The sequence below is a fragment of the Nocardia sp. CA-084685 genome, assembly GCF_050955785.1.
Classification (GTDB): domain Bacteria; phylum Actinomycetota; class Actinomycetes; order Mycobacteriales; family Mycobacteriaceae; genus Nocardia.
Genome location: NZ_CP192094.1, coordinates 4,598,848 through 4,610,703, shown reverse-complemented (window position 1 = coordinate 4,610,703; position 11,856 = coordinate 4,598,848). Strand labels below are relative to the sequence as shown.

Annotated in this window: 13 protein-coding genes; 4 read left to right on the top strand and 9 right to left on the bottom strand. The window is 64.7% G+C overall.

Annotated elements, in window-relative coordinates; genetic code table 11:
• Position 1: 1 nt before the first annotated feature.
• The 6 genes from ACQP2U_RS20925 to ACQP2U_RS20900 form a co-directional block, all read right to left on the bottom strand.
• Positions 2–1,000 (bottom strand): phosphotransferase family protein, encoded by a 999-nt coding sequence (locus ACQP2U_RS20925; RefSeq protein ID WP_433716209.1) that lies wholly within the window; start codon positions 998–1,000, stop codon positions 2–4.
• Positions 997–2,205, bottom strand: a complete 1,209-nt coding sequence (locus ACQP2U_RS20920) for an acyl-CoA dehydrogenase family protein (protein ID WP_433716208.1) — start codon at positions 2,203–2,205, stop codon at positions 997–999. Before ACQP2U_RS20920 ends, ACQP2U_RS20925 begins: the two co-directional genes overlap by 4 nt.
• Before the next feature lie 27 nt (positions 2,206–2,232).
• Positions 2,233–3,384 (bottom strand): thiolase family protein, encoded by a 1,152-nt coding sequence (locus tag ACQP2U_RS20915; RefSeq protein ID WP_433716207.1) that lies wholly within the window; start codon positions 3,382–3,384, stop codon positions 2,233–2,235.
• Positions 3,381–3,752, bottom strand: a complete 372-nt coding sequence (locus ACQP2U_RS20910; protein ID WP_433716206.1) for a Zn-ribbon domain-containing OB-fold protein — start codon at positions 3,750–3,752, stop codon at positions 3,381–3,383. The genes ACQP2U_RS20915 and ACQP2U_RS20910 overlap by 4 nt, the downstream gene beginning before the upstream one ends.
• Positions 3,753–3,790: 38 nt before the next feature.
• Complete coding sequence (locus ACQP2U_RS20905) at positions 3,791–4,579, bottom strand: enoyl-CoA hydratase/isomerase family protein (protein ID WP_397029882.1); 789 nt, start codon at positions 4,577–4,579, stop codon at positions 3,791–3,793.
• Between the two features lie 91 nt (positions 4,580–4,670).
• On the bottom strand, positions 4,671–5,807 hold the full coding sequence (locus tag ACQP2U_RS20900) for an acyl-CoA dehydrogenase family protein (protein ID WP_433716205.1): 1,137 nt from the start codon (positions 5,805–5,807) through the stop codon (positions 4,671–4,673).
• Positions 5,808–5,898: 91 nt separating this feature from the next.
• Between ACQP2U_RS20900 and ACQP2U_RS20895 the strand changes: the two genes are divergently transcribed.
• Entirely contained in the window at positions 5,899–6,279 is a 381-nt protein-coding gene (locus tag ACQP2U_RS20895) for a nuclear transport factor 2 family protein (protein ID WP_433716204.1), read from the top strand.
• A gap of 2 nt (positions 6,280–6,281) precedes the next feature.
• Positions 6,282–6,653: a hypothetical protein gene (locus ACQP2U_RS20890; protein ID WP_433716203.1), complete on the top strand. Its 372-nt coding sequence runs from the start codon at positions 6,282–6,284 to the stop codon at positions 6,651–6,653.
• A gap of 164 nt (positions 6,654–6,817) precedes the next feature.
• Here the strand turns inward: ACQP2U_RS20890 and ACQP2U_RS20885 are convergent, their stop codons facing one another.
• Together ACQP2U_RS20885 and ACQP2U_RS20880 are read right to left on the bottom strand one after the other, a co-directional pair.
• Positions 6,818–7,330: a hypothetical protein gene (locus ACQP2U_RS20885; protein WP_433716202.1), complete on the bottom strand. Its 513-nt coding sequence runs from the start codon at positions 7,328–7,330 to the stop codon at positions 6,818–6,820.
• Between the two features lie 133 nt (positions 7,331–7,463).
• Positions 7,464–7,682: a hypothetical protein gene (locus ACQP2U_RS20880; RefSeq protein ID WP_433716201.1), complete on the bottom strand. Its 219-nt coding sequence runs from the start codon at positions 7,680–7,682 to the stop codon at positions 7,464–7,466.
• 121 nt (positions 7,683–7,803) lie between these two features.
• Here ACQP2U_RS20880 and ACQP2U_RS20875 point away from each other — a divergent pair, with 121 nt between their 5' ends.
• Positions 7,804–8,235, top strand: coding sequence for a Fur family transcriptional regulator (locus ACQP2U_RS20875; RefSeq protein ID WP_397029892.1), 432 nt, complete (start codon positions 7,804–7,806; stop codon positions 8,233–8,235).
• Between the two features lie 45 nt (positions 8,236–8,280).
• On the top strand, positions 8,281–10,512 hold the full coding sequence (katG, locus tag ACQP2U_RS20870; protein ID WP_433716200.1) for a catalase/peroxidase HPI: 2,232 nt from the start codon (positions 8,281–8,283) through the stop codon (positions 10,510–10,512).
• 40 nt (positions 10,513–10,552) lie between these two features.
• Here the strand turns inward: katG and ACQP2U_RS20865 are convergent, their stop codons facing one another.
• Complete coding sequence (locus ACQP2U_RS20865) at positions 10,553–11,761, bottom strand: metallophosphoesterase (protein ID WP_433716199.1); 1,209 nt, start codon at positions 11,759–11,761, stop codon at positions 10,553–10,555.
• Positions 11,762–11,856 lie beyond the last annotated feature (95 nt).

Sequence of the window (11,856 nt, the reverse complement as noted above, 5' to 3'; positions counted from 1 at the left end):
ATCAAGCGGCGAGTAGCGCGGTTCCGGTCTCGATCAGGCGGTTGATGGTGGCCGGCAGCTTTTCCTGATCGGGGTCGTAGTGCCGACCTTCGCGATGGCGGCGCAGGTTGTGGCCCATGATCGCCGCCATCTTCAGGCGCCCCAGCGCGTCGAACCACGTCATATCGGTGAGCGCGGGCCCGTCGCCGACGTAGAGGTCGATCAACTCTTGCGCCGAAGGCAGCCCGGGCACGTCCCGGCCGACGCCGGGAAAGTTGCTGCTATCGGCGAAGACGAGGAACCAGCCCAATTCGACGCGAGGGTCGCCGGCGCTCCAGATCTCCCAATCGATCAACGCCACCGGTTCGACGCCGTCGGAGATGATGTTTCCGAGGCGGTAATCACCATGTACCAGTGTCGGTGCGGTCGGTTCGGGGGTGGTCCGGCCGAGCAGTTCGAGCAGTCGGTCGCCACCGGCGACAAGGTCGGGCGGGACCGCGCCGAGGGTGCGTGCCCAGCGGGCGAGCTCGTCGCCCGGCGTGAGTGGTGCTTGTATACCGGACACGGTGTTCGGATCTATCGCGTGCAGGCGCGGCAGAATTTCCGCGGCGCGCCGCATCCGGGCCGCAGCCAAGCCGGGTTCGACGGCCGGATCGTCCAGTACCGGTTCCAATGCTTGCCCGGCTACGAATTCCATGGCGAACCAGGCGGGTTCGACGTCGTCGATCGCAACGATTACTGGTACGGGAACAGGCGTGTGCGCCAAGGCCTGCATGATCCGGGCCTGCCGCAGCATGTCGTGTCGGCCGATGGCCTGCTGTCCTTCGGGAACTGCCTTGACAACGAAGTCTCCGCCGGTCGTTCGCACCCGGTACGTCAAGCCGGAATGTCCGCCGAGCAGCGGCTCGAACGCGGTGACCAGGACGTCGAGGTCCGCCTGCAACCGGGTACGGACCCGTTGTTCGAGGTTGCCGTGCCCACCCGTCGCCCGATCCCCCGCGGAATCGCTACCTGAATTCATGGGCGTGGCTCCCTCGGTAGTCCGAGAACTCGCTCGGCGATGATGTTGTGCTGAATCTCGTCGGTTCCCCCGGCGATCCGATAGCCGGGCGCGCCGAGAATGTGCTCGGACCACGCGAAGGTTCCCCAGCGACCGGAGTCCACAGTGAGGTCTTGCCCGAGTAGCAGGCGCACCACCTCGGACGTGCGAGCCATCGTGTCGGTGGCCAGTAGTTTCCCGATCGAGGCCTCAGGTCCCGGGTCCTTGCCCGCGACGACGGCGGCCGCCACCCGCATATTGCCGATTCGCTGTAGATAGCTGCGTATCACGAGGTCGGCGACCTTATCGCGTTCGATCTCGGTCAGCTCCCGTCCGAGATGCTGGGCCAGCGCCACCGCCTGATCGGCGTTCGCCAGACCGAGGTTGCCGCCGTCGAGACGTTCGGCGGCCAATACCGTGAGCGCTACCGGCCAGCCCTGGCCCACCGGTCCGAGCCGGTAGCTGTCGTCGAGTCGGACGCCATCGAGGAAGACCTCGTTGAACGAGCTGCCACCGGTCATCTGCCGGATCGGGCGAACGGTCACCCCGGGACTGGTCATCGGCACCAGGAAGACAGTGAGCCCGGCGTGTTTCGCTGCCGAGCTATCGGTTCGGCATACGGCGACGCCGATATCGGAGACCCGCGCGCCCGAGGTCCACACCTTGTGGCCGTCGAGCGTCCATGTGCCATCGGTGGATCGGACGGCGCGCGTCCGTACCGCGGCCAGATCGGAACCGGCCTCGGTCTCCGAGAACAATTGGCAGGCAATGATATCCGTGCGCAGCATGGCCCGGACATAGCGTGACCGCTGCTCGTCGGTGCCCCACTGCTCGATAGTGGGAGCGACGAGTTGCTGTGTCACCGAGAACATTTCGGTGCGCCGCGGCACATCGAAAGCCGCTTCGGCGCGCCGGAAGGCGAGGACGTACGACAGCGGCAGACCGCGCCCGCCGTAGGTCTCGGGCCAGTTCAGTGCGCCCCAGCCCGCGTCGAATTTGGCGCGCTCGTACTCGCGGATCCGGTCGGTATGCGCGCGTTCCTCCTCGGCGTTCCAACTCTCGAAAACGGCTACCGAATCCGAACCCGAACCCCAGACCGATTCCGCTCGGGGAGCTGCCACACTGCTCAACCAGGCGAGGGCCTCGTCGGTGAAGCGGACAAGGTCGGGAAGTGTCTGTGTGGTCACTGATTCACCTCGAAAAGTGTTGTTATCTCACACCGAAAGCACGGTGCAGGCGCTGATTCCTGGCGCCCCGTACACGTGCGTGAAGCCGACCTGCGGCGCTCCGGGTACCTGCCGATCCCCGGCTTCGCCACGCAACTGGGTGACTATCTCGTGCACCTGGCGCAGACCGGATGCGCCGATGGGTTCACCGTTGGCGATGCAGCCACCGTCGGTATTGACCGGCAGCCGCCCGCCGATCTCGGTGTCGCCTGCCGCGATCATCGACTCCTGTTCGCCGTGCTCGCAGAAGCCGCATTCGGCCATATGCATGATCTCGGCACCGCTCTCGGTGTCCTGTAATTGCGCGACGTCGACATCGGCGGGGGAGATGCCGGCCTGTTCGAAGGCGGCCGCGGCCGTGTCGGCGCTCACACTGGTCGGTTCACCCCCGCCTTGGATGGCCGGGCTGAATACTTCGAAAGAGCCGAATCGGCGGGTGCGGTGGCTGATCGCGCGCAACCGGACCGGGCGACCGCCGAGTCGCCGGACCGCGGCCTCGGTGGCGACGATGATGGCGGCCCCGCCCTCGCCCGGAGAGCAGAACATATATCGCGTCAACGGGTCGTTCACCATATCGGCGGCGGCGATCTCGTCGGCCGAGATCGCTTCACGTCGCCAGGCATTCGGGTTCAGGCCGCCGTTTCGATACGCCTTTTCGGCAACCTTCGCCAAGGTCGTGCCGGAAATCCCGTATTGGCGCATATATCGGCCGATCTTGGCGCCGAAGAACTGCGTGGTGACCATGAGCCCGGCCGAACCGTATCCCTCGGACAGTCCCCATTCGGCGGGTGTTGGATCGAAGGCTCCGCGCGGGTGTTTATCGAATCCGACCGCCAGCGCGATTTCGGCGGTTCCGGAACGGACCGCATTGACCGCCGAGAACAGTGCGCTGCCACCGGTGGCGCAGCCATTCTTCACATTGCTGAAAGGTATTCCGGTGAAACCGAGTTCGGCGACGAGCGTGTCGGCGAGTCCCGAACCGTCGCTACCGCCGAAGGCCACTTCGATATCGGGCCAGGTCACCCCGGCATCGTCGAGCGCGGCGGCGATCGCGCTGACCGCCATCTGACGTCCGGTGATGCCGGGCTGCCTGCCGAACTTCGACAGCCCGGCTCCGATGATCGAAACTGTTTGTGTCACTGCGCTTCTCTTTGCTGTGGAACGACCGCGAACCGGGGCACCGGTGCGGTACCGACGAGGTGCACCGGTGCCCGGTCCAACTCGGTGAAGTCCTCGCATTCCAGGATTGCCTGAATGCGAATACCTTCCGGAAGTTCGACATAGCCCACCGCGAATGGGGAAAAGCCGTCGGCAGGAGGGATATACGGTGGTGACTTCGGCGGGAACCGTTGCACGGTGTAGGCCCACACCACGCCCCGCGTGCTCAATTCCGTTGCGATGGCCGTCGGCTGGACGCATCGTGCGCACATGGTGGTTGCCGGATATGCGACCGTGTCACAGACCGTGCACCGGCTACCTTCTAGCACCGACGTTGCGTGCTCGCCCATGTCGATCTCCTCTTCGAGTCGTACGCCAGCGGCGTCGTTCAGCGACCGACCCATTTCGGTTCGCGCTTCTCGAGGAATGCGTTCACGCCCTCGCGTGCGTCCTCGGACTGCAGGGCATTGCCCACCGCGAGATGCTCCATCACCATGAGCGATTGGATGTCCGCATCCAGACCGCGGTCGATGGTCATCTTCGTGAGCTTCATGGTGAACGGGCTCTTGTCGACGATCGGTGCGATGAACTCGGCGACCAGTTCATCGAGTTCGGCCGCTGGCGCCGAAGCGTTGATCAGATCGAAGTCCACGGCTTGCTTGCCGGACAGCAGCTTTCCGGTCAGCATCAGTTCCTTGGTCTTGCGGATACCGATCATGCGGGGCAACCGGTAGATCGGACCCGCGCCACCGAAAAGCGCACGGCGAATGTGGAAGTCGCCGATCAGTGCGTCCTCGGATGCCACAGCGAAGTCACAGGAGATCATCAGCTCGAATCCACCGGCCGTCACATGCCCCTCGAGGACCGCCAGGGACGGCGTGTTCATCGAGTACAGGCGGTCGCACACCTTGGCCGAGAGCACCGCGACATCCATCGCGTTGGTGCTGCCGACGTAGTTGGCGAGCAGTTCGTCCAGGTCGAAGCCCGAGCAGAACGTATTGCCGCGGCCGCGTAGCACGAGGATCTTGAGCTCCGGGTCTTTATCGACCTCGACGATGATTTCGTCGAGTCGGTGCAGAAGTTCGACTGTGACGGCGTTCTTCTTGTGCGGGCGGTTGAGCCACACGCGTGCGACGTCACCGTCCTTCTCCAACACGATGTGGTCGGTGTCCACCATCTCGAACCTCTTTCTTGAACTTGAACTGGATTCAATTCAGTTTTACCTAGCCGACCGCTCCGCGTCAACAGCGCTGGCGCCGTTGATTGGTTCAGATACCGATCAGGGTGGCGATTCGCGCTCTGTGCGCACGTGAATCACCCTGTAGCGCTTCGTTTCCCATTGCCCTGCGGAAGTAGGAGTGGGCGGGGTGTTCCCAGGTGAAACCGACACCACCGTGCAACTGGATCGCTTCTGCCGCCGCGTGCACCGCCGCATCGGTGCACACGGCGCCGGCGACCGCCACGGCCAACGAGGCCGATCGCGGGTCCTGCGCATAAATAGCCGCCGCATACCGGGAGGCCGATCGAGCGCGTTCGAGAGTGACCAGCAGATCGGCCAGCCGATGTTTGACGGCCTGGAACGAGCCGATGGGACGACCGAACTGGTGCCGGGTCCGCACGTACTCCACGGTCATTTCGAGCAGGCGGTCGACAATGCCGGTGTTCTCACATGCCAGCGCCAGCGTTGCCAGTTCGCCCAGCCGTGCGGCGGTCGCCTCGGCGGCATCGACGTCGGTGAGCGCGATCGCTGGACATCGATCGAAGGTGAGATCGGCTCGACGGCGGGTGGGGTCGAGTACGCGACGCTCGGTTCGGACGAGCGATGCGCCCGGTTGGGTAGCGAACAGCCGGCGTCCGTCCGGGCATTGCGCCGAAACAACGGCCACATCGGTATTTCCGCCGCTCATCAGGTGGGTAGCAGTGCCGTGCAATAGCCACCCGGTCGGCGTCGACTCCGCATGTACGTGATCAGTGGCGGCGGACAAGGCGCTGACCGTCGCCAGTAGGCTTCCGTCGAGAACTCCGGCGAGCAGGTCCGCGTCCTGGATGGGATCCGCCGAGAGCAATGCGTGGACGCCGAGGACTGCCGAGGTGTACACCGGCTCGCATGCGAGCGCGCGCCCGCATTCCTCGAGCACGATCCCCATCTCGACCATCCCGTAGCCGAGGCCGCCGCGGCCTTCGGGGACTGTCAGCGTGGTCACCGACATTTCGTTGACCAGTGTTTTCCACAGCTGCGGTGAATAGCCGAGTTCGGTGGAAGCGACCGTTCGCACTTGCTCGATTCCGCTGTGTTTGGCGAGTAGGCCTCGGATGGCCGCGCGCAGCTCCGACTGCTCCGGTCCGGGCGTCAGCGCAGGTGGATCCGTGCGGGGCCATGGCAGTTCTATCGCGGATGTGAACATCTCACCTACCTAAATTGAGTTCAGTTTGATAGGGCGAGCGTATCGCGCCGAAGCCTGGACAAGAAGGGAGTTACTGAACTAAGTTCATTTCATGAATTTGGCCATCGAGGGCTACTACGCAACCTTGGACAACGGGCGACTGGACGACGCGGTGGCGCTACTCGCCGAAGACGTCCAGTTCGCGATGCTGCTGCCCACTGGAGTGAACCTCGGACACGGTCGCGCGGCCATGCTCGAGTACCTGGAGGGCCGGCCGAAGGTGAACCGCAAGCACCGGCTGTTGCGGGTGGCCGCGGACAACGGTGTGGAGTTCGCGCACGGCGCCGTCACCGAGAACGGCGTGACGACAACCGGTTACTTCGTCGGCGCGATGCATATCAATGCCGACGGGCTGATCGATCGCTACCAGGTAGCATTCAGCACCGAATTCGCGCTGATACCAACAGATTTCGCTGTCGAGAAAGGGCTCTGACGATGATTGCGGCGCCACCGGTGCTGGCCAGGTGGTTCGAATACATGGATTCGGACGATCCCGATCGCGTGCTCGGCATGATCTCGGGCGACTTCGCGATGTCGGTGCAGTTCTCCAAAGGTGCCGGGCAGTCCGCCGAATTCGTGGGAGACCGCGAGGGGTTGGTCGGCTACTTGGCGCAGCGCGAGAAGAGCACGCTGGTCCATCACATCGACACCGGTGCGGTCGTGGGTGATTACGAGTTGGTACTCGGCCGGACAACCCGCGACGGGGCGTTCGAAGCTTCCTTCAACGCCACCGCACAGCTCGATGCCGACGGCAAGGTGCGGCGCCTTCTCATCGCTCGAACCCCCGAACTGTCCTTTGCGCACTGAGTTCGTTCCGGAACGGTGAGCCGCCGAGTCGCTTCGTGGGATGCGAAGGAATGCATTGTGGGGACGTCGGCTGAGTCTGTCTACGGGAGGAAGTTCTCTACAGGAGACGCCGGCTGCAGGGCAGCTCAGTTGGCGGAGGCGAAGCCCCAGCCGACGGGGGAGCCCTAGCCGATGAACTGGCCGATGATCGCACCGACCGCACAGCCGATGATGGCACCCACCAGGAAGAACCAGATCCCGATGAGAATGCCGATGACACAACCGATCATCTCGCCGACCTCGACGACGGCGAAGGATCCCTGCGCCTGGTGCAGCCCGGGCGCGGGGGCCGACGCCGGGGTCAGCGTCAATTCCGTGCCGGTGTTGTCCAGCGCCGGCGTGAGGTTGAAGGTCTGGCCGGTCTGGGCCTGCAACGTCGTCGGAATGGCGCCGAGGACGGTGCCGTCGTCCGCAATCACGCCGACCGCGTCGGGGCCGAGCTCGAATCTGCCGGAGGCCAGCCGGACCAGCGCGCTGGTGTGATCGGCGGCGAGGGTGGTGGTGTAGGCGACGGGGCCCGCATTCACGCCGACGGTGACGTCCGAGACCACCTCGGCCTGACCGTTGGCCATAGCGGTGGTTGTTCCGGTGGCCGCAATGGCCAAGATCGCAGACGCCAGGAGCTTCTTGGTCTTCACCACACTTCCATTCGTTCCATTTTCGGATGCTCCCAGGCGAACGACACTGAACAGGATCAATCCCGGCTACCTTCTTGCTTTCGGACAATATCGCATTTCAGGGCAAATGCTTGGCTCATACACCGCTTGATAGCTATTTCACCGCAATATCGGAGGGTTCTCTCGCGCGAGGTTTCAGCAGGTCCTCGACCAGGCTGCTGGTGAGAGCGCGAGTAATGCTCGCCCCGGTCAGAGCGCAATAGACGAGCGGACCGAGTAGGGCATCGAGCGTCGCGCCGACGGCGAGTTCGGGCGAGATCTCGGCGGCGTCGATCGCGCGCTCGAGCATGTCGCGTTCTGGCGTAAACCTCATGAGCACCGAGATCCTGCCAACTTCTTGACGCAGGACAGCCTGCGGCGCGTCAAGGTTGCCGGCACTCCCGACGACGCGGCGATGCTTGACTCGTTCCAGAAAGCGGACGAGACTCCTGGGCGTGTCCACGGCCACGGAATTCCAGCAGCTGCTGCGGGGAGTTTCGCTTCGCGTGACCGCTCCGCGTATCGCGGTGTTGAGTGCGGTGCACGACCATCCACATGCCGACACGGATTCGATCATCCGCGCCGTGCGATCTCGCCTGTCAGCGGTGTCGCACCAGGCGGTGTACGACTCGTTGCGCGTGCTCACCGCCGCAGGTCTGCTTCGATGCATTCAACCGTCCGGCTCGGTCGCGCGGTACGAAACACGGGTCGGTGACAATCACCATCACCTCGTATGCCGGGGCTGCGGATCGATCGCCGATGTCGACTGCGCGGTCGGCGAGGCCCCGTGCTTGACCGCGTCCGACGACCGCGGCTTCGCCATCGATGAGGCCGAGGTCATCTACTGGGGCATGTGTCCTGATTGCGCCGCATCCCACGCCGATTGATCATGTCCCGACCGCAGCCCGCTTACCTGATCAGGAAGGAATGTCATGACATCCGACAGCCGCCCGCCCACTCCTGAGACCGGAACTCGAAGCGCAAGCGAGAGCGAGAACCCGGCCATCCCGTCCCCGACTCCGAAGACCGACCATCGCCCACGCACCAACAAGGACTGGTGGCCCGAGCAGATCGATGTCTCGATGCTGCACGCACATTCGTCCAAGTCCAACCCGCTCGGCGAGGACTTCAACTATGCCGAAGAGTTCAAAAAACTCGATGTCGACGCTCTGAAGGCCGATGTCGCCGCGGTCCTGACCGACTCGCAGGACTGGTGGCCCGCGGACTACGGCAACTACGGTGGTCTGTTCATCCGGATGAGCTGGCATGCGGCGGGCACGTACCGAATCGCCGACGGGCGCGGTGGCGGCGGTCAGGGCGCACAGCGCTTCGCGCCGCTCAACAGCTGGCCGGACAACGCCAGCCTGGACAAGGCTCGTCGGCTGCTGTGGCCGGTCAAGCAGAAGTACGGCAATAAGGTCTCCTGGGCCGACCTGTTGGTATTCGCCGGCAATGTCGCTCTTGAATCGATGGGTTTCCAGACCTTCGGCTTCGGTTTCGGCCGCCCCGACATCTGGGAGCCGGAGGAGGTGTACTGGGGCCCGGAGGACACCTGGCTCGGCGATGAGCGCTACAACGGTGACCGGGAGCTGGCGAAGCCTTTCGGCGCTGTCCAGATGGGCCTGATCTATGTGAATCCGGAGGGGCCCAACGGCCGCCCGGATCCAGTGGCCGCCGCGCGCGACATCCGAGAGACGTTCGGGCGGATGGCGATGAACGACGAGGAGACCGCCGCACTGATCGTCGGCGGCCACAGTTTCGGCAAGACCCACGGGGCCGGCGATGCCGACCTGGTCGGTCCCGAACCCGAAGCGGCCCCACTCGAGCAGCAGGGCCTGGGCTGGAAGAGTTCCTACGGCACCGGCAAGGGTAAGGACGCCATCACCAGCGGTCTCGAGGTCGTCTGGACCGCCACTCCGACCAAGTGGGACAACGGCTTCCTGCAGAACCTGTACGGCTACGAGTGGGAGCTGACCAAGAGCCCGGCCGGGGCGTGGCAGTGGAAGCCGAAGGACGGTGGGGGGGAGGGCGCCATTCCGGATCCGTTCGGCGGGCCCGCCAGAACCCCGACCATGCTGACCACGGACCTGTCTCTGCGGGAAGATCCGATCTATCGGGAGATCACCCGCCGCTGGCTGGATCACCCCGAGGAACTGTCCGAGGCGTTCGCCAAGGCGTGGTACAAGCTGCTGCACCGTGATATGGGACCGCTCAGCCGGTACCTCGGGCCATGGATTCCCGAGCCGCAGCTGTGGCAGGATCCGGTTCCGGCCGTCGATCATGAACTGATCGATGAACAGGACATCGCGGCCCTCGGGCGCAATGTCCTCGACTCCGGCCTCTCGGTCACGCAGCTGGTCAAAACCGCGTGGGCGGCGGCGGCGAGCTACCGCAGCACCGATAAGCGCGGCGGTGCCAATGGCGCCCGGATTCGGCTCGCGCCCCAAAAGGATTGGGAGATCAACGAACCCGCTGAGTTGGCGAAGGTACTTCCCGTGCTCGAGCAGATCCAGCAGGAGTTCAACGATTCGGCCGCCGGCGGCAAGAAGGTGTCGCTGGCCGACTTGATCATCCTCGCCGGGTCAGCGGCGGTGCAGAAGGCGGCCAAGGACGCCGGCCACGACATCACGGTACCGTTCACACCCGGGCGGACCGACGCCACGCAGGACAACACCGATGTGGAATCGTTCGCGGTGCTCGAACCGCGGGCGGACGGTTTCCGCAACTATGTGCGCTCCGGCGAGAAGGCTCCGCTCGAGCGTCTGCTGCTCGACCGCGCCTACATGCTCGACGTGACGGCTCCGGAGATGACAGTCCTGGTCGGCGGCCTGCGCGCCCTTGGCGCCAATTACAACGGCAGCAAGCACGGTGTGCTCACCGAGCGTCCGGGCCTGCTGACGAATGACTTCTTCGTCAACCTGCTCGACATGCGCACGGAATGGAAGCCGTCCGAGTCCGCGGAGAACGTCTACGACGGTTTCGACCGGTCCTCGGGCCAGCCCAAGTGGACGGCCACCGCCAACGACCTCATCTTCGGTTCGCATTCGGTGCTGCGCGCGATCTCCGAGGTTTATGCGCAGCGCGACGCCGCAGAGAGGTTCGTGAACGACTTCGTCGCCGCGTGGGTCAAGGTGGTCGACAACGACCGGTTCGATCTCGCCTGATCTCGGTTGGGTCGACGGTGGCGTGGCAGCACGTTGGGTGTCACGCCTGTTTCGACGCGAGCTCGATCACGGTGATATCGGAGGGTGCGCCGACGCGGACCGGGGGTCCCCACGCGCCCGCGCCGCGGCTGACGTATAACTGGGTGTCGCCGTAGCGGTCCAGGCCCGCGACGGTCGGATTGGCAAGGCCAGCAAGATAATTGCCGGGCCATAACTGGCCGCCGTGGGTGTGGCCGGATAGTTGCAGGTCGACGCCGAATTCGACCGCCTCGTGGATCTGCACTGGCTGATGCGCCAACAGCACCGCGGTACGCGTGAGATCACGGTCGCCGAGCGCGGCGGTGAAATCCGGTCCCTGTCCGATGCTTTCGCCCTGAATATCGTTGACCCCGGCTAGGTCGAAATACGGCAGCTCGGTGCGGCTGTTCGCCAGCAGCCGCAGTCCGAGCTCCTGCACATGCTCGATCCACTGCTCGGCACCGGAGAAGTATTCGTGGTTGCCGGTGACGAAATAGGCGCCGTGTCGTGCCTGCAACCGGGCAAGTGGTTCGACCGCCGAGCGCAGGTGTTCGACGCTACCGTCGACCAGATCCCCCACTACGGCAATGAGATCCGGTTGGGTGTCGTTGATCGTCTCCACCACCCGCTCGGCGAATCCTCGGCCCAGAATCGGACCGAGATGGATATCGCTGACCACGGCGATCCGGTAGCCGTGCGCGGCGCGTGGCAGATTGGCCAGCGGCACCGTCAACTGCTTTACTCGCGGGCCGGTCAGCACGCTATGGGTGCCGTAGCCGACCGTGCTCACCGCCGCCAGGCTCGCCGCCGCGCCTACCGCCCGAGAGACGAAGAGTCGCCGCGAAACCGGCGCGGGATGATCCGCGGCCACGGTTGCCGCAATGTCATCAGCCGTCCTCGAATGCGCCATCCAACGCCGCAAAAGCGGCCGCACCAGCTCACCCACCAACAGCCACAGCACGAGATAGACGAAAAGCGCGCCCCACATATAGCCGGGCCAGGCGATGATCTGGGTGATCCGAAACGGAACACCGGCCGATTCGGACGCGAATGCACCGATCAAAAGTGCTGTCCCCGCGACGATCACGCCGGTACCCACCCGGCGAGCGGTCGACCCGCGCTCCGTCGTATCCCATACCAGCCGCCGCCACAGATACCAGTGCACGGCGACCACTCCCAGAACGACGATTACCGCACCGACGACGACTCCCACAACGACCACCACGTCCACGGCAGCACTCTATGTCCGGGCGAGGGACAAGGTGCGAAGAGCGCCGACCGACGAGGTGAATGGCTCGGAGGCCGTGCGGGCAGTTCGACGGCCCA